Source organism: Paenibacillus sp. PvR098, assembly GCF_017833255.1.
Lineage (GTDB): Bacteria > Bacillota > Bacilli > Paenibacillales > NBRC-103111 > Paenibacillus_G.
The window spans coordinates 759,975-786,395 of the sequence record NZ_JAFIBU010000001.1; the positions used below are offsets into that span (position 1 = coordinate 759,975).

Here is a 26,421-nt window from a genome sequence, read left to right on the forward strand (position 1 = left end):
CGCTTTTTGTTGATAACGTTAACTTAGTTAATATTTTATATCATAAGAGAAAGTGGGGATCACTTTAATGGGTCAATCGAGAGTCGTATCGCTTTGGAGATATCCTGTAAAATCCATGATGGGTGAAGAAATGAATTCGTGTGACGTGACTTCTCAGGGCTTATTAGGAGATCGCGCCTATGCCGTGCTGGATACCTCAACCGGTAAATTGGCTAACGCAAAGAACCCTTTGAAGTGGCCGCGTATGTTTGAATATCGCGCGGCTTATATGGAGCCGCCCTCCATTGATGCTGCACAACAGCCGGTGCGAATCACATTTCCTGATGGATCGACCGGCGAAAGTACGGAAAGCGATTTGGGAGAAAGACTTTCCAATAGCTTTGGCAGGCCTGTAAAACTAACGGGAGAGCTGTCACAGGAAGTGCAGTTCGAAGGCTATATCCCTGATATGGAGGAGCTTCAAGATCGTGATTCCGTATTTACACGTACGTCTCCTGAGGGGACCTTTTTTGATATCGGATTCGTTCATATCTTAACAACAGCCACGATCAACCAAATGCGTGCTCTAGCACCTCAAAGTCGTCTCGAGGTTAGACGCTTTCGGCCTAATCTGGTGATCGATGTTCTCAATGGAGAAGGCTTTGTTGAGAATGAATGGGTTGGCAAAACATTACGGTTCGGCAATGAGGTTCGTTTGCAGATTGTACAACCCACCATTCGATGTATCATGACAACACTGGAGCAGGGCGATCTTCCAAAAGATCCTAACGTATTACGTACTGCTGTAAAGCATAACGCAGGAGCCGTTGGAGTTTACGCATCAGTGCTGCAGGGCGGGCGTATCCGTCGGGGGGATTATATGGAGTTTGAGTAAAGGGCTTAACGGTCCGGTACTTTTGGCAATAGAGCAAACCGCGCTTCCCGAAGCGTGGTTTTTTAAATTGGTTCTTTTCGCCAAGATTGCTGCTTTTAAATGCAACAATTCTAATTTATCGGTTACGATGGGTTACAGCGCTGAAGGGCCGGATCATCCGGAAGTTCAAAAAACAATGAACGGAGTGATGGCAGCAGGTCAGAAGCATGGCGTTACGGTAGGAATCCAAGTAGCGAGCGCGCCGGCGGTCACTCAAAAACAACAATGGGGCGCTCCTTATATCGGTATAGCGATTACTCCTGTGGTGTTCTCCGCATTCGGAGAAGCTGTTAAGGCGGGCAACCCATCAAATCAATTGAAATAATATCATAAGGAGATCACAGAAGCGGTTCTACCACAATAAACAGCCTCTCTCACAGGGCCCTATGAACCTGGGGTTCATAGGGCCCTTTACGTGAGTTGTTTTGATTTTATCGGACTCTTATTTCATGGTAAACTTAAGACGCTAACAGCTCTTAAAATGATTCGAAGTAGGGGGATATTATGAATTGGATAGCTAAACAGCCCTATTATAAGGTTCAGCGGGAAGTGAGCAGCACAGAACAAAAAACGGTTGTGCATGACCGTTGGTTGTACTTGTATGAAGATAAAATTGTTACCGGGTATAGGAGGTTTCCCATCGATGAAGTATTTGATATGTCTTATCGAAGGCTGGGCAGCGAAGAAGGGGTTCTCTATTTACACACGAAGCAAGGCGTCTATTCTTACACGGTGAAAGCAGATCCAGGTACATTTATAGAAGCATTCAAGGAGCTTGAGACAACCTCGCGGGAGCATAAGAAACAATAATTGAGCTATGGATAAATTCAAACAAGGCCGATTACAAAAGAACCCCAGGGAGACCGGGGGCATGCGGCTTATTGTTTCTGCTTATCCTTGGGCTATGGCAACCATAAAAATAATCCAACCGGCTAAAAAGGCGATACCGCCGAGTGGTGTAATAGCACCTAGTTTTCTAACGCCAGTTAAACTTAAAGCATATAGGCTGCCAGAGAACAGGATAATCCCAGCGAGTAGGAACCAGCCGGCAGTAATGACGAGTGAGGATCCCACGTCGCTCCCTGCGTTCTGACCGAGCAAGAGCAATCCGAGTGCATGGGCGATATGATATTGAATTCCCGTCTGGTAAACCTTCATCATGTCCTCGGACAGCTTTTTCTTTAATGCATGCGCCCCAAAAGCGCCTAAAGCAACCGCAATGAACATATTTAAACTTCCGAGCAGCAATAACGTATTCATGAACAACGCCTCCTTCCGAAATACTACCGATAATAAATCATTTCGTCAAATATAATAGGATTAATGGGTGAAATAGCTAACGCTATTCTGAATGGCGGAGGTGATGTGATCGGAGTCATGCCTGTAAGAAGGTCGGGTGAGTGCGGGAGGCGAATGGTGTGACTGCGTGACTGTCCTATAGGTACAAATCAGTTGTCATTACGGATTGACGTAATGGTGAGCGGGATGGTATATTATGGATATTAAACGCGAAACAAATTAACGTAATAAACAATAGATAACGCACCTATTTTTCTGGGCAGACATCATCCATGTGAAGGAAACCGATCAAAATGAAAGAATAATCAATGATTAGTTATTGATTAATTCGCGATTTCGGAATGAAGGAGGCCGTATGAATCCTGCCCGTTCATCCTTTCTAATTGAGATTATGGATCGTGCCGTTGCTTTGTTTGATGATCGTGGGTATACGCTTGCCGTATCGGATATCGATCGCGCGGGTGCGATGCATGGTATTCGAAGCGTACTTAAACAAGCTTCAGAGATAGACTTGATCGACACCTCTCTTTTCTTGCACTGTTGTCCTGAAATCCGCCTTCAAACAAACTGTGTTAGTAAAACTGTGTATTCCCTCAGCGGCCAGCCTGTCGGTCTGATCACCTCAAATTCTTTTAAAGAACAGGCTTTAAAACTATTTTCATTACTTCAAATTCCTCAAGAGTTCCTTTATGTAATGCCGACAGAGGGTGTCGTTGACCCGACGGCTTCACTCCGTAACGCTATGAACCGTTTTCTCTATCACGGCGCGGAAACGGTTGCTATTTGTATAGCACCATTACTAGATCAGCAGTTTCAAGAAGAAGAACTAAAGAAAAAGATCACCACCCTGTATCCTCCGCATTTGTTAGGTTCCATCCCTATATTAATTCCTTTACATCTTGTACAGCAGCGTAGCGAATGGGATCGGCTTGAGTCTGTTGTCGTGAGCGGATATGTTCGCGGCTCCCTTTTACAACAATTGAAAGAGGTTCAGCAACTGCTGCGCGAGCACGGATTTACAGGTCGATTATTAACTAATACGGGCGATAATCGTCTGGTTCCAAGCTCCCAATGTTATCCGTGGGACATGCTGGCATATGACAGACATCGTTTTTTCACCGATATCCGTCATTGGTCGAAAGAGGAGGCCGTAAGCGAAGGAGTAGCCATCCATATTGATTTATACAAAATTGAAACCGCTATCATTGAAAGTGGCGGGACGTATAAATCATGTTCGATTACAGACTGCACGCCACTTCGCACCTTGTTTCCTCATAACCAAAAGAAGGAACCGGTACATGACCTTTTGGCTTCCGCCGGATTGCTGCCTGATCAAGAGGAACAAGGCTATAGCGAAGGAAACGGATCTATTCGCTACTTATCCCAATGGATTCAAGAGCTTGCGAGCCTCGTAAGGAGAAAGGCAATGGTTGAAGGAGGGCAGTTATTCTCGGATACACCACTCATGGTATCCGGCACGATCGGCGGTATGGTTGCTTGTCATCTTGCGGATTCATTAGGGATAAGGAATCTGTATCTGACGTTAGGCAGACCGTTTGTCTCTAATGCTGCAAGGAACTCTACTTCAAAAACGATTCGATGGAGCGCAAATAGCGGCTGGCTGTCTTCCCCGAGCATCGGGGGGACTCAGGTCGCCTTGCTGGAAGAAGTGAACGGTCTTCATTACATAGAGGGGTACGAGACGGAATGTTTGGTGCCTCCCGGTTGGATTTTCAAGCCCATATCAAGCGGAAGGGCTGCACTTATTCGGAGGTCGTCATGAGAATACGAATTACAGAAAGCTTAGATATTGACTTGAATTCGGAGATGTGGTGCTGCAATCGCTGCGGAATCGAGCTCGTAGATGCACGAATGAATTATAAAGAGGGCTGTTTGATCCAAGCGCGGGATCCGAAAGAAGTTTTCCGCCCTCTTGTCGAAGGCGAAACGTACACCTTTGCCCCCGATTCTGATTGGGCTCGTCTTGTGGAATTTTATTGCCCTAGATGCGGAGTCATGTTTGAGAACGAAATGCTTCCTCCGGGGCATCCAATTACGCACGACATTGAGATCGATTTAGAGAAATTAAAGCGAAAACATCAGTAAAATCCTTCCACGAAAGAGGGAGTTGGATGACCTACCGAATCTTTATCGATATCGGCGGCACCTTCGCGGATTGTGTCGTCATTCATCAGCAGGGTATTGTATCCTCTAAACGCCCAAGCGCGCACGATCGAATCGGTGAAGTTCTGGTTAAGGCATTGCGCGAATGTGCAGACGAGCTGCGCATTGACATTAGCGAATTATTGTCCAATACGGAAGAGATCGGTTATGCATCGACAGCCGCGTTGAATCAACTTGTAGCACGACAAGGGCCTAAAATTGGACTGATGACCACAGCCGGGGCGGAGGATGCGATCTATATCGGAATGGGAGCGCAATGGATTGACGGAATCCGTGACATCGAACGGGAATCGCTGCTGCCGAATGCGCGGAAACCGTCCCCGCTTATTCCCCGTGAGCTGTCGGTCGGTATCTTGGAGAGGATGGACTCACGAGGTAACGTCATCCGACCGTTAGATGAAGAGATGGTTCGCGAGCAGGTGCGCCGCTTGGTAGAGGGAGGGGTACAGGGCTTTATCGTCTCCTTCTTATGGTCGTTTCTGAATCCGAGCCATGAGCTGAGGGTGCGTGAAATCATCAAGGAAGAGTTCCCGGATCACTTATATGCGCTCCCTATTGTCCTTTCGAGCGAGTCAGCTTCAGTTCGCGGGGAGTACCAAAGAACGATGACCGCAGTGATCAATTTATTTTTGATGGAAAATATGCGCTTCCAAATGTACAGCGCGATCGAAGAGCTGCGTAAGCACGGCTTTCGAGGACAGATTTCCCTTGTTCAAAATAATGCAGGACTAGCTGATGTTTGGTCTACTGCGCCTGTTTCCGTATTTAAAGGCGGGCCAGCGGCTGGCCTGATCGGGGCAACGCACCTGAAGAAAAAATATGGCGATAACATCATTACGACCGACATGGGAGGAACGACGTTTGACGTCGGCGTCATTAGCGCTGGCGAGCCGATGACGAGCGAATTGCGCCCAGTCATTGATCGATGGCTCATTGGAGCCAATATGCTGGAAGTGACGTCAATCGGGGCAGGCAGCGGTACCATATTCCAAGTGAACCAAGAACGTAACGGTCAGCTTGAAGCGATGCCGCAAAGCGCCGGATCGGTGCCGGGACCTGCAGCTTACGATCTTGGAGCGAGCGATCCGACTTTGCTGGATGCGGATCTCATTCTAGGCTACCTTGATTCTGACACGTTCGCCGGAGGAAAACGGAAGCTGAACCGGGATCGCGCTTATCGCTGCATTAACGAACGAATCGCTCGTCCACTAGGAATATCTGTCGTAGATGCAGCTGCCAGAATGCGGCGCATGGCGAACGACCTTATGGGACACACATTGTTGAAGGAAACGTTGATGCGTGGTTTCGATCCCAGAGAATTTACCGTTTTCGCATACGGTGGTGCGGGTCCAACCCATTGCTGCGACTATACGAGAGTGCTGGATCCTAAACGAATTGTAACGTTTCCTTTTTCGCCTGTGTTTTGTGCAATTGCCAGCTCACTCTTGTCTCACAGCCTCACCTTAAGTAAATCAAAGCCGTTTGTTCTCATGTATCCCGGACAGCAATGGCCGGATCATTTTGACGCTTTCAATGCTGCCGTTAAAGAACTTCAAGCACTGGCCTGTCAAAATCTAGGCACAGAATCAGTAAACAGAGGAGCTTTGGAGTACACATTAGAACTCGATATGAAATTCGGGGGACAAGTGCATGTGAAGCGAATCGTATCTCCTCTCCTTCGGATTGAATCTGTGGGGGACGCAGATCTGATCTATGCCACGTTTATCGAGTCTTATAAACGAAGATTCAGTCCGTTCTCACTTAATGTCGAAGGAGGGGTCATTATCGAAGCGTTTACCTTACATGCTTCAATTCCGCGAGAAGCAAAGGAGCTGCCGACATTTCCTGCTGCTTCTTCCGGTCCTTCTCGCGCTTTGAAGGGAAGAAGGGACGTATTTTGGATTTATGAAAAACAGTGGATGTCGACGCCGATCTATTCATTTGATTTGCTAAGCGCGGGCAATTTGTTAGAGGGGCCGGCCATTGCCGAAAGTGCGTATACGACCTATGTCATCCCTCTTGGTTATCGCTTTTCATTGGACCGCCATAAAGCCGGCATAATCGAAAAAGCATGACATAATTTAGCATTATTGCATAGGGGGAAAACGGATGACCTTCGTCGATCAAGGAGAGTTATTGGGATGGTTGAAGCCTGAAATTCCGTCGGATTACGAAATCAATTGCTCTGAACGGATTGACGATGTGGACTACGCCGTCTATAAGCAAAAATTAAATCTGATCCTATCGGAAGCCATGGATATGTTTGTGCGATGCGGGATCTCCGACTTAGCCATGGCCGGGGATGTCGGTGTTGCGTTGTTCACGCCGGAGGGGGATTTGGTCGCATGTAACGTAGGAAGTTATTTGCATGTGGTAAGCTCCGTGTTTCCGATTAAATATATCATGCGCATATTGCGCCACAGCCAAGGAATGGCCGTTCGGGAAGGGGACTTCTATTTCTGCAATGATCCTTTATACGGGGCCGTACACAATGCGGATCAAATCGTTATGATGCCTATATTTCATAATGGTACGTTGGTAGCCTGGACCGGAGCGACCGCGCATACGGGAGAAACAGGGGCGACAGAACCCGGCGGCATGCCCGTTAGAGCTCGCAGCCGATTTGACGAAGGTATGAAGATGGCGCCTTTCCGGATTGGGGAGCGTTATCAATTGCGGACGGATTTGCTTCAGATGATGGAGAATTATGTATCGCGATCGCCTCGCACCTTCATGATCGAGTTAAGGGCACGGGTAAGCGCCTGCGATCGAGTGAGAATTCGGGTTCAGGAGCTGGTTCAGGCCAAAGGAGCCGTTTTTTTAACCGGATTATTCCGGAAAGTATTGGTCGAAGCGGAGACCAGCGCAAGAGCGCGGATTCGAGGATGGAACGACGGAATATATCGAGCGGTGACGTTTACCGACAGTATTGGCTTAGAAGAGGGCTTGCAGCGCGTGTCGCTTACGTTAACAAAGTCCGAAGACCGTCTCGTCTTCGACTTCAGCGGTACTTCTCCTGAGCATGAAGGCTCGTATCATGCTTTTCCGCATGCTACGGCGGCGCATGCCGCCATTTATTTATTCGGTTGGCCGTTTTGCGACCTGCCGAGATCGTCGGGGACGCTGGCCTCCTGCGAATTTGAATTTGCGCCTGGAACGGCGTTGTCTCCGAGTTCAGAGGCAGCTACTTCGAATTCCGTCATGATCGGCAGCGCGGTTATGTCACTTTTGCCGAACTGCTTTAGCAAGATGATGTTCGATAGTCCCCAACGGGATCTAGTAAGCGCAGCCATGGGAAATACAGGTTCCGGTTATGTTATTTCTGGCTTGAGCCAGTGGAACGTACCTTTCTCCGATATGCTGGCGTATCCGCTTAACACGGAAGGCGGCGGCGGGAAGGCGGAATCCGACGGAGTCGATGCGATGGGTTTTCCTTGGTGCCCCTCGGGCAGGGCATCCAATGTAGAGGATGAGGAGCACGATTATCCCATTATATGCATTACGCAGAAGCTGGCGCGCGACAGCTGCGGTTTTGGTCGACATAGAGGCGGATCAGGAACGCAAATGGCGGTTACGCCGCATCATGTAGAGCACTTGGCACAAATGTCAATTTCCAAAAATTCGCGCCTTCACACCACACAAGGACTGTTTGGTGGCTACCCTCCGCGTGTGATCCCGGGGATTGTTATTCGAAATACCGATTTATTCGCTCGATGGCAGAAAGGCGATCGGGAGATCCTGCACGACATCCACGATCTGATTATGAACCGAAGTCTTTCAGGCGAATACATTTTTACTACGCATTATCGTCCCGTTCAACTTCTGAAACGGGGAGATATCTTCGTTGAATTTTCCTCCGGCGGACCTGGTTATGGAGATGTTTTAGAGCGAGATGCTCACAGCGTGTTGGCCGATATCAAGCAAGGCGTCATTTCCGAATGGGTTGCGGATCAAGTGTATCTGGTATCGTACCACTCACATACATTTGAACTGAATGACGAACGGACGACGGAGCGGCGAAGAGAAGCAAGGGCTCGTCGTTGTCATAAGGGATTACCTTACCGCAGTTTTATGCGTGATTGGGAGAAGCTTCGGCCGTCGGAGGAGTTACTGCGTTACTATGGGAATTGGCCGGATGCTTCACCGAACCGAGACGTTATCCGCATGTGATACGCCGATGGGAGGGGAAGAAACCATGCTCGCCTATTCATATGATTCGTTGGGAGAACAATGGAGCCGTCAAACGGTGTTATCGGAGTTATTAAAGGACGCAGTACAGGTCATTTCTGGTATCTGCAGCACCCCCTGCGTTGCGATTATTTTTCGAGAACCCACGGGGAAAACGATATTTCATTGCGAAGGTCCTCTTTCGGAACATGCTGCATCAGATATACGTCGTTGGTTGGAGCGAGGGAAGTGGGAATGTACGGAATACGAAGCGAAAGAGGTTGCTAGGGAATTGGCTTCGGGCTTTCTCCTTGGCATTCGAGCATGCGTGACCATCCCCGTCAATCGGCATGGAGAATTGACCGGAATCATCGGTCTGTTTTATGAAGAGTCTAAGCCGGCATTACAGCGAGAGATGCTTGAAGATCTATCGGCCCAATTGTACCTGGCGGCCAAACGTTGTTGGCTGTACCAACGCGAAAGGCAGTTGGTTAACCTCCTGCAAGAATCCCGCAATGAAACGGCAGAGCTTAAGCGCAAATATGATCGGCTTTTCACGCTTCAAAAACAATTCGCAGATATCAATGCAGTTGTGGATGGCTTTGATCCCATTGTCGGAAAGCTTGGCGAGCTCTTGAAAGAGCCGATCCTTCTACTGGATAAAGATCTGCGATTATTGGCGTCGTACACGCCGCCCGTGCCCTTAGAGACGGCTTGGATCCGGTCGTTGGAGGAGCGTCGATTAGACCCGTCTTTCGCCGATCGTCCCTCTTTTCAGCATGCGATTCGGCGGGTGCAGTCGGGAGATACGGTACCCGTTACGTTAGAAAGCTCATCGAGCGGTACGAGGGAGCTTTATTGGTTGGCGGCTTTGCAGAGCGGAGCGAGTGTATGGTGTTACCTGTTGTGGAGGGGCGTACTTCCGCCATTACCGAAAGAGACTGCCCATACGATTCAAATGGCAGGAGTAGCCCTGACACTCGCCTATTTCTACCAATTCGAACAAACACTGCAACAACGGCCGTCCTTCCTGGAAGCCTTTCTCGCGGGACAGTACTCCAGTACTGAATCGGTCTTGGAGCAGGCTCGGCTGCAGGGCTGCGACATCCAAAAGATGAACAAAATCATCATCATTGAACCGGAGAAGACAGACAGAAGCATGAGTGAACTGAGATCGCTGGTTGAGAGTGCTGTAGGCGGAATGAACTGTGCATTTTATTCGGGAGTATATGCCGAAACGATTGTCGTTCTTCTTGATTTCGATGCGGAGGAGAAGGCGGTGTCCAAGGCGATTTACGATCGTCTCCGTGCGAATGATATTCCGATCTTGCTGGGGGTAAGCCGCTCCTTTCGGGATATGGAGGATCTACGAAGCGCTTTCACCGAAGTTCGCCGAAGCTTGGCGCTCTCACGGAAGTGGGGAAAGCACAATACGGTCGTTCATTACGAGAGCCTTGGCGTTTATCGGTTGTTGTTAACCACGGATCGAGCATCATTAGAGGATACCATTCATAAAGCGATGGGACCGCTCTTGCGCGTCGAAAAGAAACAATCCGACGAATTGATGTCCACATTAATGCACTATCTTCGAACCGGCGGAAGCATTCAACAGGCGGCGGAGCTTTGTTTCGTTCATATCAATACAGTGAAATATAGGCTAAAACGAATTTCGCAATTACTGGATGCCGACTTAAGCCACCCGGACGAACGGTTCAAGCTGGATTTCGCACTGCGCGCGATGGAGATATTGGATTTGTAGGCGATTAAGGGGTCGAGGTTAAACCAAAAACCATTGAAAAGATTAATGGCCGTTCCACGTTGATTGGACGGTCTTTCGTATTATTAGGTCAGTCAGAAAATTCGGCTGGCCTTTTTTTGTCCTTGAAAACAGCTAAACTTCTCAGTAAGATCTCGGGGAGGGTTGTTTTCATTTCAAAGAAGTTTATACCTCAAAGACAACGGTAATTGTACCTCAAGATATCTATGAAGAAGATGTGCCAAAAGATAGGATGTAAGCGTATACAATAAATCGCTTACGGGAGGTGCAGTATGCGTTATACAGTCGATATCGACATCGGCGGAACGTTGACAGATGGTCTATTCAGCGACGGCCAGCAGGTTATCGCAACGAAAGTGGACACGACTCCACATGATTTTACCGTTTGTTTTTTTGAGTGCATTCGAGAGGGTGCCAATCGTCTTGGTTACGAGAGCCTGACTGACTTTTTTGCTGACGTGAAAGTTATTCGTTGGTCAAGTACGATCGCAACGAATGTACTTGCTGAAGGGAAAGGACCGAAGCTTGGTCTCCTGATCAGCGACGGCCATGGAACGGATCTGTACGGTAATGGAGTAAGCCCGGCGATTAACAAAGTATTGTCACCGGAGAACATCACACAAATCAGCGAACCGATTTCGGAAGAAGAAGTACTTCGCAAAGTAAGAGCGCTTCTGGAGCAGGGCGTTCGGCGCATTTGTGTCAGCCTGAAGGGAGCCTTCGACAATCCGTCAATAGAACGGCGTATTAAGAAGCTCGTGGATGAACAGTTCCCCGACCACTATTTGGGTGCTGTGCCTGTCTTGTTAGGAAGCGATATTCTGCACCACCCGGACAGCCAGACGAGAACCCATCTGTCCCTGATCAATTCGTATGTTCATACTCCGCTCGCAGTAGCCTTGTTTAAAGCGGAGGATGAACTTCTTCTTCAGCACAAATATCGCAAGCCGGTTTATATCGGTCACGTGAATGGTGGGGTCGCACGTGTTGCAAAGACGAAGGGCGTGGACACAACCGAATCCGGTCCGGTATTCGGACTTCACGCAGCGTCTTATTTTGCCAAACGATACGGCTTGAATAAGGTATTGTCTGTTGATGTAGGCGGTACGACGGCCAAGATCGGATTGATCCTTAACGGGGAAGTGATCACGGTTCCCAATGGTGATTTGTTCGGTATTCCACTGAAAACGCCGTGGGTTTTGCTTCGTTCCATCGCTCTCGGCGGAGGTTCCATTGCCCGTGTGAAAGACGGTAAGGTAACTCTAGGTCCAGAGTCGATGGGCGCCTACCCCGGACCTGCTTGCTATAACCTTGGGGGCGACTCTGCAACGCTTACAGATGCATTCCTTGTCTCCGGTGCGATGAATCCGGATCGTTTCTTAGGCGGACGTCGGCAGCTTCAGATGGAGCAAGCGCGCCGTGCGATTCAAGAGCAGGTCGCCGGTCCGCTCAACATCAGCGTTGAAGCAGCAGCTCAAGCGATTGTCGAGAAAGCGATGGAGCTGGTGACGGACTGCTGCAATGAAACACTCAAGGAATACGGTTATACATCGGAAGGCTTCAGCTTGTTCTCATTCGGCGGCAACGGCTCCAACTTCGCCTCTGGCGTGGCCGACAAGCTGAATCTGAAGAACGCTTACGTATTCGGTCTCGGTCCTGTGCTTTCTGCTTTCGGTTCATCGGTATCCGACATTTGCCACATTCACGAGGAATGGCCATACCAGCCGCTGAGCAAGACTTCGGTTCAAGACGTGCATAAGCTCGTTGCAGCCGGCCAAGAACGCGTGCTCCGCGATTTGGAAGGTGAGGGCTTGTCGGCGGCGGATGCGGAATTGAGCGTTGAATTCATCATTGCAAAAAACAATGACGAATCCGAGGTCGTTCAGCTTCCCATCGAGAAGGCGCTAAACGGAGGATTCATAGAAATTGTCGCAAGCCATTCGGGCTCGACGCTCGAACGCGTCTCGATCAAAGGAGTGTCCCCGGTATCGAAGTTTGAGCTACAGCGCACGGATACGAGCGCACAGCAGGCAAAAACGGAACAGCGCCGGACGATGCTGTGGCCGAAGCAGGCCGATCATGCGCCGATTTACGATTGGGAACAACTGCAGCGGGGAAGTTCGTTCACAGGTCCCGCTTGTTTGGAGTCCGAAACCGTTTCATGTGTGGTCATCCCGGGCTGGGGTGTCCAGATCGACGAATACGGCAACGCCGTGTTCACCAAAGGAGGCGCGTAATCCATGAAGCGATTGATCATTACCGAATATTTGGAGATTGATCTCGATTCAGAGATGTGGCACTGCAATCGATGTAAGCACGCTCTGATCTCAGCCCGCAAAAATTACAAGGAAGGGCTACTGGTCTATAACCGGGATCCTAGGGAGATTCACAAGGAGGTTATCGAGGGAGAGTATACGTTCTCCCCGGATCCGAACTGGATGCGCATTTTGGAGTTTTATTGCCCGGGCTGCGGTGCACAGGTAGAGACGGAATATTTACCACCGGGACACCCGATCACCCATGATATCGAGATCGATATCGACAGCTTGAAGCAGCGTCTTCAGGAAGGCGAATTGGAAATTCACGAAAAAAGGCTGGTGAGCAAGATATGACGGAACCAAGCTCAGCTCGCAATACGATTGACGTTGATGTAGGCGGTACGTTTACCGATATGGTCCTGACCTATGAAGGTACGCAAATATTTCGCAAAGTGCCGACGACCCCCTACGATCTTTCAGTTTGCTTCATCCAGGCGATCGAAGAAGGGGCGAAACATTTCCATAAGACGGCAGATCAAATTCTCCCGAATTTCGATATCGTTCGGTATTCGACGACCGTAGCCATGAACCGTCTCATCGAGCGGAAGGGTCCGCGTCTTGGTTTAATCACGACCGAGGGTCATGAGGATGCGGTCCACATTGGACGCGGCGCACAGTGGATCGACGGCACGCGCCTCGCGGAACGGCGCAACCTGCCGATTCAACAGAAGCCGAAGCCGATCGTTGATCGTGAAATGATCGTCGGGGTGAAGGAGCGGATCGATGCGAAGGGTAAGGTCATCCGACCGCTGGATGAAGAGGACGTCCGCCGTAAGGTCCGGACGCTCGTCGATCGCGGGGCGCGCGCTTTCGTCGTATCGCTTTTGTGGTCGTTTGTCAATCCGTCACACGAGAAGCGGATCAAGGAAATCATTCGCGAGGAGTACCGCGAGTACCACGTCGGCTATTTGCCGGTCATTTTGTCACACGGAGTCGTGAGCCGATTGGGCGAATATGAGCGAACAAATACCGCGATACTCGATGCGTACCTTCAGCGATCCATGCAGATCGAGCTGTCCGGCACTTGGGATAAGCTGCGGGAGAAAGGGTACCGCGGACCGTTCATGATGGTGCATAACACCGGCGGCTGCGCGGACGTCTTCAAGACGACGGCGAGCAAGACATACAACGGCGGCCCGGTATCCGGTCTCGTTGGGGCGCAGTTCGTTGCGGACAAAATTGGCATCAAGAACGCGGTCACGGCCGACGTTGGCGGCACAAGCTTCGACATCGGACTCGTAATGGAATCCAGCGTTCGAAACTATGAGTTTAATCCGGTCGTCGATCGGTGGATGGTCAGCGCGAACATGCTGCAGTCGATCTCGATCGGCGCAGGCGGCGGTTCGATTGCCTGGATAAATAAGCAGCTGGGCAACCGTCTGGAAGTGGGACCGCAATCTGCAGGTTCATATCCGGGGCCTGTTTGTTACAACCTCGGGGGCACCGAACCAACAGTGACCGATGCGGACCTGGTACTCGGCTACCTGAATCCGGACTATTACTTCGGTGGCCGCATGAAGCTGAACAAGGCGGCTGCGGAGCGGGCGATCCGCAAGAAGATTGCGGAACCGCTAGGTCTCTCCGTCATGGAAGCCGCGTCCTTAATCCGGAGGCTCGTTGACGAGAAGATGGCTTCTGCGATCCGCAAAGAGGTTGTACTGCGGGGCTATCGCCCGGACGACTTCGCGATCTTCGCGATGGGCGGAGGAGGCGCCACGCATGCGGCGGGATATAAGGATGAGATTCCGAAGGTCGTCATTTTCCCGTATTCCCCTGTATTCTGCGCATTCGGATCGTCGATCATGGACATCATGCACGTGTATGAGACGTCGAAAAAGATGCCGTTCATCGCTCCGATGACGGAGCAGCCGACGCTTGACTTTGAAGAATTCAATACGACGGTGAACTCTCTGCTCGAGCAGGGGAAGAAGGAGCTGGAGGCGGAAGGGCTCGACACGAATAAGGCTGTCTTCACGCTTGAGCTGGATATGCTCTACGGCGGACAAATCAACTCTAAGCGTACGTCGACGCCGGGCCTCCATATTACGAATGACGAGGATCTCTGGAGGTTCTATAAGCAGTTTGAAAAAGAATTCAGTGAAGCGTTCAGCCCCCACGTCATCAACCTGTCGGGCGGCGTGTACATCGAATCGTTCGTATTGAAGGCGGCCGTACCTTCCCAGCCGTTCAATCTTCCGGTGCTGCCTCCGGCAACGGCAGGCAAGGAGAACGCGTTGAAAGAGCATCGCTTGATGTACTGGCCGGAGGTGTCAGACCATGCGGATTCGCCGGTATATGATCAGATGAAGCTGCAGCCGGGTCACGTTGTGAACGGACCGGCCATTATTGAGTCCGAATATACTACCGTCGTCGTTCCGCCGGGGCTAAAATACAGCGTTGACCGATACGGACTTGGCATCATGGAACTAGATGAAGAGCGTGTGCCGGCCCTTTCAGGTACGGCAGCCAATCAAGGATAAGGAGGCAAATCGATATGCCAATGCCTACACCGGAACAGAAACTAGCCATGATTAAAATGGAGCCCGCTACGCCCGAAGAAATCGCGGCAATGGAGACGCTCTCTCCAGGGGATTACGAAATCGGCTATCAGCGAACGAATGATATCGTAGATGAAGCATTAGAAGTTTTCCAGCGTTCCTCACGTTCGAGTATGGGGGTGTCCGGCGACGTCATGCTCGCGATCTTTACCGCGAACGGAGACTTGGTCAACTCCGCGGCGGGCACTTATCTTCACGCTATCATTCAGCCGATTATCATCAAATACATCATTAAGCACTACAGTAAAAATCCGGGTATTAAAGACGGCGACGTCTGGTTCGCGAACGACGCACTCTATGGCGGTATCCATAACCCGGACATGGTCTGCATAACGCCTGTGTTCCACAACGGCAAGCTGATCGCTTGGACCGGAGCAGCGAGTCATATGACCGAGACTGGCGCGATTGAGCCGGGGGGTATGCCTGTATCGGCGACCTCGCGCTTTGAAGAAGGGCTTGGTCTTCCGCCTGTGAAGATCGGCGAGAATCACGAGCTTCGCGAGGACTGGATAGAAGTGTTCACCGCATATGGCATTCGCGCGCCGCAGATGATGGTGACGGACTTGAAGGCGCGGGCGACGTCCGCGGATCGGGTACGTACCCGCCTGATCGAGCTTGCGGACCGTGAAGGTACCGAATTCGTGATTGGCCTGCTGCGGAAAATGCTTGAGGTGGCGAAGGAAGGTGCGACGAAACGTTTGGCATCCTGGCCGGACGGCAAATTCCGCTGCGTCACGTTCTCCGACGCGGTAGGGGTGAAGCACGGCTTAATTCGTAACGCGGCTCTGACGATCGAGAAGAAAGGCGATAAACTGATCTACGATTTCACGGGGACGTCGCCGGAAAACTATTCAAGCTATCATGCTCATGTGCAGGCTGTTGTCGGTCACGTGGCCAACTACATTTATTCCTACGTGTTCTATGACTTGCCGATCTCGAGCGCCACATTTGAGCCAATCGAGTTCCGTATTCCGAAAGGAACTATTCTGAATCCGGATCCGAAGGCGGCGACCTCAAATGCGGTCATGATCTGTACGGGCGTCATGTCCGCCAGCGCGAACGCGTTCGCCAAGATGATGTTCTGCACGCAGGATGCTAATAAGGTTGTGGCTTCGTCCTCCAATGCCGGCAACGCGATGGTTATCGCTGGCTTGTCACAATGGGGCTTGCCGTTCGCGGACATGATCGCCTACTCCATCAACACTGAGGGTCAAGGAGGTCGTCCCGCGCTCAAAGGGATGAATGCGTTCGGGTTCCCATGGTGCCCATTCGGCCGTGCTCCGAACGTAGAGCTCATGGAGAACGAATTCCCTCTGCTTATTCCGCTGTCGCAGCATTGGAAAGATTCTTGCGGCCACGGCAAAAACCGCGGCGGCGTAGGTACCGCTCAGATGTGGGTCGCACACCAGGTACCTCAAGTATTCTTTATGGCGATTGCCGATAACTCGAAGGTACAGACGCCGCAAGGCTTGTTTGGCGGATATGCACCTTGTACGGTACCGGGCATCGGCATTCGTAATGCGGATATCGTGCAGAAGATGAAGGAAGGAACGAGCCGGAATCTGGAAGTGAGAGAAACGCTGACGGAGCGTTGGATCGAAGGCAGCTGGGAGGTTGAGTTCTTCGGCCGATCCGCTCGCCCCTACAACGAAGGTGACGTGATGGCGTACGGCTTCTCCGCAGGGGGCGCCGGCTACGGGGATCCGCTTGAAGCGGAGCCGGAATCGGTCGGGGAGGACGTTATCAACCAAATCATCACGAATGAAACGGCCGCAGAAATGTATAAGGTCATCTTTGACGAAAAGGCGCATAAGGTCGACGTGGAAGCGACCAACCGTCTCCGGAACGAAGAGAAAGCCGCTCGCCGCGGCCGCGGAAAACCGTACTCTGCGTTCATTAAGGAATGGGAAAAGTTAAAGCCTGCGGACGATATCCTGCACTCTTTCGGCTCCTGGCCGGAAGGTCAATCGACCGGCGTGATGATGAGAATGTAAGAAGGAGGCGCTTGACTCATGTCCTCTCCTAAAGAATTGTTGAACACTGTACTGACGGGTGGACGAGCGGGGCGAAAGCTCCTCGCTCCGCTCGTTTGCGCGGCGGCCGGCGAAATGGCAAGTCTCTCGCCTAAGGAATTTTTGAACAATTCGACTAAGATGGCCAACACACTGCGCGATTTGCAGCGAGCGTTGGGGCTAGACGTGGTCGTTCCGGAATCGGGATCGAACATCGAGTGGGAAGCGTTAGGGGCGAAGCTGGACTGGTCGGTATATCCGCCACGTCCGAACTCCTATCCGTTCGAGGGCGATATCGCCCTCGCCTTTAGGGGACGGATGCCTGTGCTGGTTGAGACGGTCAAGCGGTTGAAGCAGATGCTCGGGGACAAAGCGGCGGTGGCCGTGGCGCTTCAAGGGCCACAACGGATTTCGGACGCCGGAGACGTCGGGTTGGACGATGCTGCTGATTTCGTACTTCGGATGGCTCGCGTGGCGTGCGAAAGCGGCGCAGATTTGATCTGGTTGAAGGAGGATGGTGAACACCCTCCGCTAGATACTGACGAATACCTCGCCTTAACGGCGCCGATCTGGGGGACGATTCGATTTTATCAATCCGTTCCCGCGCTACATCTAGCAGGTTCCGCCGATCGATGGCTCGATACGGTGCTTGATGCTGGCGGAAGCGTCATCCCTTGCATCGATCCGCTCCGTTCTCCGGAGCTTTCGGCTGCGCTGAAATCCGCGGGTACGTATGGGGCAATAGTGGGTGACGACATGTTAACTCTCGATAAGGCGGCTTCACTTCGCGCGTTTGCCCAGGAACCTGGTTGTCTGCTTCTTACTAGCGAATCGGATTGGTTTGGGAGGGTGACAGCACGTGATTTTCAAACAAGCATCGACCAATGGAAAATGCTGATCAATCCATAATCAAGGGGGTGTGAACCGATGGATCGGACCTATTGGGCTCCAGACATGGAAACAAGCGTACCAGGTTCGCTTCATTCACTAGAGGAGAGCAGATTGCGTCAGCAGCTTTCTTGGGTGTTGAAGCATTCTCCGTTGTATCAAGAGAAGTTTAAGGGAATCGATCCGGAAAAATTCCAGCTTTCCGATCTTTCCAAGCTTCCCGTTACGACGAAGCAAGAGGTTCGGCTGAGTCAGGAGTTATATCCTCCGCTTGGCGGTCATGCGTGCGTCGATTGGAGACAAATAGGACGCATTCACGCGAGCTCGGGCACAACAGGAAGGCCAACGCTTGTTGGTGCGTCAACGCGAGACCGAGAGATGTGGCGGGATCTGGTCGCTCGCTGCATGTGGGCTATGGGCTGCCGACCCGAACACCGGGCTTGGGTGCCGCTGACGTTCGGTTGGTGGATCGCAGGTTTAAGTTTCTATGAAGGCCTGCAGCATCTCGGAGCGGCGGTGCTTCCGAGCGGAAACAACGAACCGGCGCGAACGCTCGGCGTGCTGCAAACAACAGGCGCCGACTTCGCAATCTCTACGCCTTCGTTTATTACTTATTTGGCACAGCTTGCCCAGGATGAGCTCGGCATGGATCCTCGATCCTTGGGGCTCAAGAACATCGGTCTGGGTGGAGAGCCGGGGGCCGGCTTGCCCGATGTCCGACGCCAAATTCAAGAAACGTGGGGCGCGAAGGTATACGACTGTATGGGAACGGCAGACTTCTGTACTGTCATCTGGAGCGAATGTGAATGCCAAGACGGCATGCATTTCTTCGGTCAAGGTTATATCATTCCGGAGCTGCTCGATCCGGTCACTGGAGATGTGATCGAGGTGAAAAAGGGTGTTGTCGGTGAACTGCTGTATACAGCCATTCACCGCGAGTGTACTCCGTTGATGCGTTTTAAGATAGGGGATCTTGTGGAAGTGGTGGGCGACGGAACGTGTGATTGCGGCAGAACGGGGATGCGGATTCGCTGCGTGGGCCGGGCGGACGACATGCTGATTATACAAGGCGTAAATGTATATCCGTCCGCGGTAGCGGATGTCGTTTCCTCCTTCCGTCCAAGAACCACTGGGGAAATACGGATATTTACGGACGGAGCGGGCCCGAACGTACAACCTCCTGTACGAATTCAGGTGGAGCACGAACCCGATGTGGGAGATTTGGAAGCGTTAAAACACGACATAGAGCTCGCAGTCCGCCAGAAGCTAGTGTTCCGAGCCAATATCGAATGGGTGGATAAAGGTGCGTTGGCTGCGAAGGGCGGAATGAAACGCAATCTTGTCGAGCGTCCGAAAGTTTCTTCGCAGTAATGGCCTAGAACAAACTCATGAAGAGGGGTGTGCGTACATGACAACGCACAAAGGGAAAATCGACGTGGTGACCGGAGCGGCGAGAGGCTTCGGTCACTCAATCTCGGTAGGACATGCTGAGGTGGGAGCCACGGTAGTTGCTGTAGACCTTAATGACTCGAAGGAAACGAAGAAGGCCATTGAAGCGGTCGGCGGTACTTGCCTATCCCTTCATCGACTTCGCGGATCTTACTTTTGAGCAGTGGCGCAAGACGTTGTCCGTGTCATCGGCTTCACACGCGGCCTCGCGAATGATCTTGGTGCGCATAGCATTACGGTAAATTACGCCGTTGACGGCGGATTGGCGAAATACCAAAGGCATCCCCTGCGTACAGCAGGGGAATAATCCATATCGGAGGAGGGAAGGCATGGGGAATCACGAGGTGTATTTGATAGACGGGGCTCGCACCGCCTTCGGGGATTTTGGAGGCTCCCTTAAGAATGTCTCTGCTATAGAACTTGCAGTAGAAAGCGCTAAGAGAGCGATGGAAAGGGCGAGTGTGGCTCCTGAAGAGATCGATCAGGTTATCCTCGGAAATGTCATTCAATCGAGTACGGACGCCATTTATATGGGGCGGCATGTTGGATTAAAATCGGGCGTGCCGGAGCATGTGCCAGGGTTGACGGTCAATCGCCTTTGTGGCTCGGGTTTACAGGCGATCGTGAATGCGGCGCAATCCATCATTCTCGGCGAATCCGACTTGGCTCTAGCTGGCGGAGCGGAAAACATGAGTCAGGTGCCGCATGTCATTCGAGGCGCTCGGTGGGGCATTCCGCTAGGGAAAGCAACGATGGAAGATTATTTGTGGGAGGCGCTCTACGATCCTTATGGCGATTGCACCATGGCGATGACAGCAGAAAACCTTGCCGTCCAATATGGTATCACGAGAGAAGAAGTGGATGCCTTTGCCCTCCGCAGCCAAGAGAGAGCGATAACGGCAATCGAGAAGGGTATTTTTGCGGAGGAAATTGTACCGTTTACCGTCAAAGGACAGAAGGGCGATACGGTGGTGAATCTGGATGAGCATCCGCGGAAGACGACAATGGAGGCGCTGGCAAAGCTGCCGGCTCGTTTTACGAAGAAAGGAGTCGTCACAGCCGGCAATGCAAGCGGCATTAATGATGGCGCAGCCATGACGGTCATCGCATCGGAGGATGCCGTCAAAAGAAGTAACCTGAAACCAATCGCTCGCTTGGTATCTTGGGGAATTGTCGGCGTGGAGCCGAAAATCATGGGCATCGGCCCGGTAGAAGCGATTCGACAAGCGCTTAATCGCGCGGGCATGTCTATACATGACCTGGATCTGATCGAAATCAATGAAGCCTTCGCGGCACAATACTTATCGTGCCAGAAGGAGCTCGGCTTCGATCCGGAACTTGGTAACGTGAACGGAGGGGCCGTCGCGTTAGGGCATCCGCTTGGGGCAAGCGGAGCGAGAATTACGCTGTCCCTTATGTACGAACTGCGGCGCAGAAACAAGAAATTCGGCGTATCGTCTCTTTGTATTGGCGGGGGGCAAGGCATCGCGGCGATTTGGGAACGAGTATGAGGCAGACCGTGTGGAGGAGGGGATGCGATAAATCCGGTAGAGTTGGGTGGTTACGAGGTATCGAGACTCTCTACTATGTTGTTTTACGAAGCCTCCGGCATGAGAGTACATCGGTCAATTAAACACATCATAACGAAGGAAAATGGCGTTGTACAATTGACGCAAAACATGGCTTTAAAAATCGTTTTTCCAAAGAGTCTATTTATACCCGTGGTGGGTAGAAATGGAAATTGGAAGGACGATTTTTTTGTATTATCCTTTAAACGACATAAGAAATTGCCATATAATCCCTTATGTATTATTATAAAGATGACATATTATGTTATATATTTATTGATCTTAAGTATAGATTTATTACGAAATTGATAGTACATTCGTATGTATCGGTCATAAAAATTTATTATTTTGGTTAATAAAGATGTTTTTTGTAAAAATATTCGCTTTTTCGACAATTCTTGTGTGAAAAAGGGTAACATACGGATTGACGTTTATAAAGATTGTTCGTATAATTTCCCTTATGACTTATTGAATGTGAAGGGAACTCACATCATGACATTTTTAATTACATATCCTTAAGATTAGCTGCGGATTGAAACAAGAATGAAAGGCACATTTTGCTTATCTGAAGTCACTTTTTTTGATTTAAAAAAGCTATAAACGTCACCATAAGATGTTAATAACGTTTCTATGTAACAGATGAAGAGACAACTAGAGTAAAGGGCTAATTTTAGAAAGAAAGGTAAGTGAATATGACAATTAACGGAATTCCTAGTAAACAAGGCCTCTATGATCCCCGGTTCGAGCATGACGCGTGCGGAATCGGTTTTGTAGCCAATATCAAAGGCAAGCCTTCACACGAAATCATCAGACAGGCGCTTCAAGTTCTTTTAAATATTGATCACCGGGGCGGACAGGGCAGTGAAGCCAATACGGGCGACGGTGCAGGCATTTTGCTGCAGATTCCGCACAGCTTTTTTATCTCAGAGCTTGCCAAACAGCAGGTCCAGCTCCCTGAGGCAGGCAGTTACGGAGTGGGAATGGTTTTCCTTCCACAAGCTGAGAAGTTGAGAGCTGCCTGTGAGAACATCCTTGAAGGAATTATCCGTGAAGAGGGCCAAGAGCTGCTTGCATGGAGAACTGTTCCTGTAAATAACTCCACATTGGGCGACTCCGCAGTTTCATCTGAGCCATATGTGAAGCAAATTTTTATAGGCCGAAGCTCAGATATCAAGGATGAGATGGCTTTTGAACGTAAGCTTTTCGTGATCCGAAAATTAGCTGAGCATGCCATTGCAAAAATGGAAGGCGCTGAGTCGTTTTATTTCCCTTCCTTTTCATCCAGGACCATCGTTTATAAAGGCATGTTGACGCCAGAACAAGTAGACGCTTACTATTTGGAGCTTCAGGATCCGGCGATGGAAACGGCGATGGCACTCGTGCACTCCCGTTTCTCGACAAATACGTTCCCGAGCTGGGAACGGGCGCATCCCTACCGTTATGTGATTCATAACGGCGAAATCAATACGCTGCGTGGTAATGTCAATTGGATGCATGCCCGCCAGGCGATGTTCAACACCGATCTGTTTGGTGACGACATTTCCCGAATCCTTCCTATCATGCAAACGGACGGTTCGGACTCCCAGATTTTCGACAACAGTCTGGAATTTTTGTCTCTTTCCGGACGCAGCCTGCCACATGCTGCTATGATGATGATTCCCGAACCATGGGCGAAGCATGAGACGATGGACGCTGACAAGAAAGCCTTCTATGAATATCACAGCACGCTGATGGAGCCATGGGACGGCCCGGCGGCGATCTCCTTTACGGATGGTCGTATCATCGGTGCCTTGCTTGACCGTAACGGACTGCGACCTGCTCGCTATTACGTGACCAGCGACGATCTGATCGTTCTGTCTTCCGAAGCGGGAGTTCTGGATATTGAACCGGAGAGGATCGTGTTGAAGGAACGGCTGCACCCGGGCAAGATGCTTTTAGTGGACACGGTACAGGGTCGGATCGTTCCGGATGAGGAAGTAAAACGGAATATCATAAACGAACAACCCTATCGCAAGTGGGTTGAAGATAATTTGATTTCCGTTGAAGAGCTGCCGGCTTATGAAACACCGATAACGGACAAGGCTACTCTCGCCCAACGCCAGCTGGCTTTCGGCTATACATTTGAGCATATACGTAAGATCATCGAGCCGATGAGCAAAAACGGTGTTGATCCGGTAGGATCAATGGGCTACGATTCTCCGCTCGCCGTGTTGTCAGAGCGTTCTCAATTGCTTTACAGCTATTTCAAGCAGCTGTTCGCACAGGTAACCAACCCGCCGATCGACTCCAACTTCGAGGAGATCATCACTTCTCAAGGCACGACGATTGGTGCCGAAGGCAATTTGATCGATCCGAAGCCTGAAAGCTGCCGCCAAATACGTCTGCACGCTCCGATCATTACGAATGAAGAGCTGGCTAAACTGCGCCACATTAATCGCGAAGGCTTCAAAACCATAACCTTGGACACGGTATTTCCTGCTCTGGATGGCGGCGCCGGTCTGGAGAAGGCGATGAAACAGCTATACGCTGATGCGGACGCGGCCATTAGAGACGGAGCAACGCTGCTTATCTTGTCCGACCGGGCAGTGAATGAAAAGCTTGCACCCATTCCGGCGCTGCTGGCCACTTCCGGCTTGCATCACCACTTGATCCGCAGCGGAAGCCGCACACGCGTCTCCTTGCTAGTGGAGTCGGGTGAACCTCGGGAAGTGCATCATTTTGCCTTGCTTATTGGTTACGGAGCTGCTGCGATCAACCCTTACCTGGTCTTTGAAACCGTTGATGAGATGATTGAAGAAGGCATTCTCGAGAACCTGTCTTACGAGAAAGGCGTTTATCATTATGTAAAGGCAGCCACCAAAGGCGTTGTCAAAGTTCTTGCCAAAATGGGGATTTCCACTATTCAAAGCTACCGGGGAGCTCAAATATTCGAAGCGGTTGGTTTGAACCAAGATTTCATTAATAAATACTTCACCTGGACTTATACACCTATCGAAGGCATCGGGCTGGAAGAAGTGGCTTTAGAAGCTACGATCCGCCACAGCCAGGCATACTCCAATCAGGATCCTGTGCTGGATTCGGGCGGTGAGCTGCAGTGGCGTCGTGACGGGGAAGAACATTTGTACAACCCGGAAACGATTCACGCTCTGCAAACCGCTGTTCGCAACAACGATTATGACGCGTACCGCAAGTTTGTAAGATTGGTAAATCGAGAGCATGAAAAGCAAGCAACACTGCGTGGATTGCTCAAGCTTCGTAAAGATCACAAGCCGGTTCCTATAAATGAAGTGGAAAGTGTGGAATCGATTCTCAAACGGTTCAAAACAGGTGCGATGTCCTTTGGGTCGATCTCCAAAGAAGCGCATGAGGCGCTAGCAATCGCGATGAATCGTATCAACGGCAAAAGCAATACCGGTGAAGGCGGCGAGCATCCGGAGCGTTACATTCCGGACGAGAATGGCGATTTCCGCCGTAGTGCAATTAAGCAGGTAGCTTCGGGAAGATTCGGAGTGACGAGCAATTACTTGGTTCATGCCGATGAAATCCAGATCAAGATGGCGCAAGGTGCGAAGCCGGGCGAAGGCGGACAGCTGCCGGGCACAAAAGTGTATCCTTGGGTCGCCGAAGTACGCGGCGTAACGCCGGGTGTAGGCTTGATCTCTCCTCCTCCGCATCACGATATTTACTCGATCGAGGATTTGGCAGAGCTGATTCATGATCTGAAGAACGCCAACCCTAAGGCCCGGATCAGCGTGAAACTGGTTTCCGAAGTCGGGGTCGGCACGATCGCCGCAGGGGTCGCTAAAGGTAAGGCTGACCTGATCCTGATCAGCGGCTACGACGGGGGTACAGGCGCTTCACCACAAACATCAATCCGCCATGCCGGATTGCCTTGGGAGCTGGGTTTGGCCGAAACGCATCAGACACTGATGCTTAACAACCTTAGAAGCCGAGTGATGCTTGAGACGGATGGCAAGATGATGACTGGGCGTGATGTGATCATCGCCGCTCTACTGGGTGCCGAAGAGTACGGTTTTTCTACGACGCCGCTCATTGCTCTTGGCTGTATCATGATGAGAGTGTGTCATTTGGACACTTGCCCGGTTGGCGTTGCGACGCAAAACCCGGAACTGAGAAAAAACTTTACCGGGGAACCGGAGCATGTTATAAACTTTATGCGTTTCGTCGCAATGGATGTCCGCGAATTGATGGCCGAATACGGCTTCCTCACGTTGAATGAGATGATCGGCCGCACAGAGTACCTGGAATCGTCCGACTTGTCCGGACATTGGAAAGCCAAGAATCTCGACCTGTCTCCGCTGCTGCATAAACCGGAAGTAGGCGAGGACATTGGAAGATTTAAACAAATGGAGCAGGATCACGGGCTCGACAAATCACTTGATATGCAGAAGCTCCTTAACATCGCCAAACCGGCGCTGGAAAAAGGGGATCGAGTGCATGCCATCCTGCCAATCCGCAATACGAACCGCGTTACCGGAACGATTCTTGGCAGCGAAGTTACTCGCCAATTCGGGGCGGAAGGGCTGCCGCACGATATGATCCGTCTTCACTTCAGAGGTTCTGCGGGTCAAAGCTTCGGCGCTTTCGTGCCGAAAGGAATTACCCTATCGCTCGAAGGCGATGCCAATGACTATGTCGGTAAAGGACTTTCCGGCGGAAAGCTCATTGTTTTCCCTTCGGAACAGTCGTCTTTCATCGCAGAAGAAAACATCATCATCGGCAACGTGGCTTTGTATGGAGCGACGGGAGGAGAAGCTTACATCCGCGGTAGAGCAGGAGAACGCTTCTGCGTGCGGAATTCGGGCGTACGTACGGTTGTCGAAGGTGTAGGGGATCATGGTTGCGAATATATGACCGGAGGTCGCGTGGTCGTACTCGGGCCAACAGGACGCAATTTCGCGGCAGGGATGTCTGGCGGAACGGCATATGTCCTCGATGAGGATGGTACCTTTGCCTCCCGCTGCAACAAAGATATGGTGCACCTAGAGACTGTTGAAGAAACGTTCGAGATCAATGAACTGAAAGGCATGATCCAGCATCATGCTACGTTTACGGATAGTGCTGTGGCGCACCGTGTGCTGACTGCGTGGGATGAATACATTTGGAAATTCGTAAAAGTCATTCCGAAGGACTACAAGCGAATGTTTAACTCCATCGAAAAGATGAAGAGGTCCGGGCTTAGTCAGTCGGAAGCTGTAATGGTTGCTTTTGAAGAGAACAGAAAAGATTTGGCCCGTGTTGGCGGAAACTAACTACGGCTAAGCATA

18 protein-coding genes are annotated in these 26,421 nt (G+C 50.9%); 17 read left to right on the forward strand and 1 reads right to left on the reverse strand.

Annotated features, from left to right (window positions below; all coding sequences use genetic code 11):
* Positions 1 to 67 precede the first annotated feature (67 nt).
* From JOE45_RS03765 to JOE45_RS03775, 3 genes are all read left to right on the forward strand, one after another.
* Positions 68 to 874, forward strand: coding sequence for an MOSC domain-containing protein (locus tag JOE45_RS03765; RefSeq protein WP_210021459.1), 807 nt, complete (start codon positions 68 to 70; stop codon positions 872 to 874).
* Positions 867 to 1,238, forward strand: coding sequence for an HpcH/HpaI aldolase family protein (locus tag JOE45_RS03770; RefSeq protein WP_210021458.1), 372 nt, complete (start codon positions 867 to 869; stop codon positions 1,236 to 1,238). Before JOE45_RS03765 ends, JOE45_RS03770 begins: the two co-directional genes overlap by 8 nt.
* 179 nt (positions 1,239 to 1,417) lie before the next feature.
* Positions 1,418 to 1,723: a hypothetical protein gene (locus JOE45_RS03775; protein WP_210021457.1), complete on the forward strand. Its 306-nt coding sequence runs from the start codon at positions 1,418 to 1,420 to the stop codon at positions 1,721 to 1,723.
* Positions 1,724 to 1,804: 81 nt separating this feature from the next.
* Here JOE45_RS03775 and JOE45_RS03780 read toward each other — a convergent pair whose 3' ends face one another.
* Complete coding sequence (locus JOE45_RS03780; protein WP_210021456.1) at positions 1,805 to 2,173, reverse strand: DUF423 domain-containing protein; 369 nt, start codon at positions 2,171 to 2,173, stop codon at positions 1,805 to 1,807.
* Positions 2,174 to 2,567: 394 nt separating this feature from the next.
* On the opposite strand from JOE45_RS03780, the gene JOE45_RS03785 reads away from it, so the two are divergent.
* The 14 genes from JOE45_RS03785 to gltB all read left to right on the forward strand — a co-directional run bounded on the left by JOE45_RS03785 (position 2,568) and on the right by gltB (position 26,406).
* Entirely contained in the window at positions 2,568 to 3,995 is a 1,428-nt protein-coding gene (locus JOE45_RS03785) for a hypothetical protein (RefSeq protein WP_210021455.1), read from the forward strand.
* The gene (locus JOE45_RS03790; RefSeq protein ID WP_210021454.1) at positions 3,992 to 4,318 is read left to right on the forward strand and encodes an acetone carboxylase subunit gamma; all 327 of its coding nucleotides are present in this window, start codon (positions 3,992 to 3,994) and stop codon (positions 4,316 to 4,318) included. Before JOE45_RS03785 ends, JOE45_RS03790 begins: the two co-directional genes overlap by 4 nt.
* 26 nt (positions 4,319 to 4,344) lie before the next feature.
* Positions 4,345 to 6,471: a hydantoinase/oxoprolinase family protein gene (locus tag JOE45_RS03795; protein WP_210021453.1), complete on the forward strand. Its 2,127-nt coding sequence runs from the start codon at positions 4,345 to 4,347 to the stop codon at positions 6,469 to 6,471.
* A 34-nt stretch (positions 6,472 to 6,505) separates the two neighbouring features.
* Positions 6,506 to 8,566, forward strand: a complete 2,061-nt coding sequence (locus tag JOE45_RS03800) for a hydantoinase B/oxoprolinase family protein (RefSeq protein ID WP_210021452.1) — start codon at positions 6,506 to 6,508, stop codon at positions 8,564 to 8,566.
* Positions 8,532 to 10,322: a PucR family transcriptional regulator gene (locus JOE45_RS03805; protein ID WP_210021451.1), complete on the forward strand. Its 1,791-nt coding sequence runs from the start codon at positions 8,532 to 8,534 to the stop codon at positions 10,320 to 10,322. The genes JOE45_RS03800 and JOE45_RS03805 overlap by 35 nt, the downstream gene beginning before the upstream one ends.
* 290 nt (positions 10,323 to 10,612) lie before the next feature.
* Complete coding sequence (locus JOE45_RS03810) at positions 10,613 to 12,577, forward strand: hydantoinase/oxoprolinase family protein (RefSeq protein ID WP_210021450.1); 1,965 nt, start codon at positions 10,613 to 10,615, stop codon at positions 12,575 to 12,577.
* 3 nt (positions 12,578 to 12,580) lie between these two features.
* Positions 12,581 to 12,952: an acetone carboxylase subunit gamma gene (locus JOE45_RS03815; RefSeq protein ID WP_210021449.1), complete on the forward strand. Its 372-nt coding sequence runs from the start codon at positions 12,581 to 12,583 to the stop codon at positions 12,950 to 12,952.
* Positions 12,949 to 15,138, forward strand: coding sequence for a hydantoinase/oxoprolinase family protein (locus JOE45_RS03820; RefSeq protein WP_210021448.1), 2,190 nt, complete (start codon positions 12,949 to 12,951; stop codon positions 15,136 to 15,138). Before JOE45_RS03815 ends, JOE45_RS03820 begins: the two co-directional genes overlap by 4 nt.
* Positions 15,139 to 15,152: 14 nt before the next feature.
* Positions 15,153 to 17,210, forward strand: a complete 2,058-nt coding sequence (locus JOE45_RS03825; protein WP_210021447.1) for a hydantoinase B/oxoprolinase family protein — start codon at positions 15,153 to 15,155, stop codon at positions 17,208 to 17,210.
* Between the two features lie 18 nt (positions 17,211 to 17,228).
* Positions 17,229 to 18,137 carry a uroporphyrinogen decarboxylase/cobalamine-independent methonine synthase family protein gene (locus tag JOE45_RS03830; RefSeq protein WP_210021446.1) on the forward strand — a complete coding sequence of 303 codons (909 nt, stop codon included), beginning with the start codon at positions 17,229 to 17,231 and terminating at the stop codon, positions 18,135 to 18,137.
* 18 nt (positions 18,138 to 18,155) lie between these two features.
* Positions 18,156 to 19,487, forward strand: a complete 1,332-nt coding sequence (locus tag JOE45_RS03835; protein ID WP_210021445.1) for a phenylacetate--CoA ligase family protein — start codon at positions 18,156 to 18,158, stop codon at positions 19,485 to 19,487.
* Positions 19,488 to 19,524: 37 nt separating this feature from the next.
* A complete protein-coding gene (locus JOE45_RS03840) occupies positions 19,525 to 19,725 on the forward strand; it encodes a hypothetical protein (protein WP_210021444.1) in 201 nt (66 codons plus the stop codon).
* A gap of 169 nt (positions 19,726 to 19,894) precedes the next feature.
* Positions 19,895 to 21,076: an acetyl-CoA C-acetyltransferase gene (locus tag JOE45_RS03845; RefSeq protein WP_210021443.1), complete on the forward strand. Its 1,182-nt coding sequence runs from the start codon at positions 19,895 to 19,897 to the stop codon at positions 21,074 to 21,076.
* Positions 21,077 to 21,825: 749 nt separating this feature from the next.
* The gene (gltB, locus tag JOE45_RS03850) at positions 21,826 to 26,406 is read left to right on the forward strand and encodes a glutamate synthase large subunit (RefSeq protein ID WP_210021442.1); all 4,581 of its coding nucleotides are present in this window, start codon (positions 21,826 to 21,828) and stop codon (positions 26,404 to 26,406) included.
* The last annotated feature ends 15 nt before the right edge of the window (positions 26,407 to 26,421 follow it).

Bases quoted from the DNA above. Each gene is read 5' to 3' on its own strand.
- JOE45_RS03765 (WP_210021459.1), top strand. From the start codon at position 68: ATGGGTCAATCGAGAGTCGTATCGCTTTGGAGATATCCTGTAAAATCC.
- JOE45_RS03775 (WP_210021457.1), top strand. From the start codon at position 1,418: ATGAATTGGATAGCTAAACAGCCCTATTATAAGGTTCAGCGGGAAGTG.
- JOE45_RS03780 (WP_210021456.1), bottom strand. From the start codon at position 2,173: ATGAATACGTTATTGCTGCTCGGAAGTTTAAATATGTTCATTGCGGTT.
- JOE45_RS03785 (WP_210021455.1), top strand. From the start codon at position 2,568: ATGAATCCTGCCCGTTCATCCTTTCTAATTGAGATTATGGATCGTGCC.
- JOE45_RS03790 (WP_210021454.1), top strand. From the start codon at position 3,992: ATGAGAATACGAATTACAGAAAGCTTAGATATTGACTTGAATTCGGAG.
- JOE45_RS03795 (WP_210021453.1), top strand. From the start codon at position 4,345: ATGACCTACCGAATCTTTATCGATATCGGCGGCACCTTCGCGGATTGT.
- JOE45_RS03800 (WP_210021452.1), top strand. From the start codon at position 6,506: ATGACCTTCGTCGATCAAGGAGAGTTATTGGGATGGTTGAAGCCTGAA.
- JOE45_RS03805 (WP_210021451.1), top strand. From the start codon at position 8,532: ATGCTTCACCGAACCGAGACGTTATCCGCATGTGATACGCCGATGGGA.
- JOE45_RS03810 (WP_210021450.1), top strand. From the start codon at position 10,613: ATGCGTTATACAGTCGATATCGACATCGGCGGAACGTTGACAGATGGT.
- JOE45_RS03815 (WP_210021449.1), top strand. From the start codon at position 12,581: ATGAAGCGATTGATCATTACCGAATATTTGGAGATTGATCTCGATTCA.
- JOE45_RS03820 (WP_210021448.1), top strand. From the start codon at position 12,949: ATGACGGAACCAAGCTCAGCTCGCAATACGATTGACGTTGATGTAGGC.
- JOE45_RS03825 (WP_210021447.1), top strand. From the start codon at position 15,153: ATGCCAATGCCTACACCGGAACAGAAACTAGCCATGATTAAAATGGAG.
- JOE45_RS03830 (WP_210021446.1), top strand. From the start codon at position 17,229: ATGTCCTCTCCTAAAGAATTGTTGAACACTGTACTGACGGGTGGACGA.
- JOE45_RS03835 (WP_210021445.1), top strand. From the start codon at position 18,156: ATGGATCGGACCTATTGGGCTCCAGACATGGAAACAAGCGTACCAGGT.
- JOE45_RS03840 (WP_210021444.1), top strand. From the start codon at position 19,525: ATGACAACGCACAAAGGGAAAATCGACGTGGTGACCGGAGCGGCGAGA.
- JOE45_RS03845 (WP_210021443.1), top strand. From the start codon at position 19,895: ATGGGGAATCACGAGGTGTATTTGATAGACGGGGCTCGCACCGCCTTC.
- gltB (WP_210021442.1), top strand. From the start codon at position 21,826: ATGACAATTAACGGAATTCCTAGTAAACAAGGCCTCTATGATCCCCGG.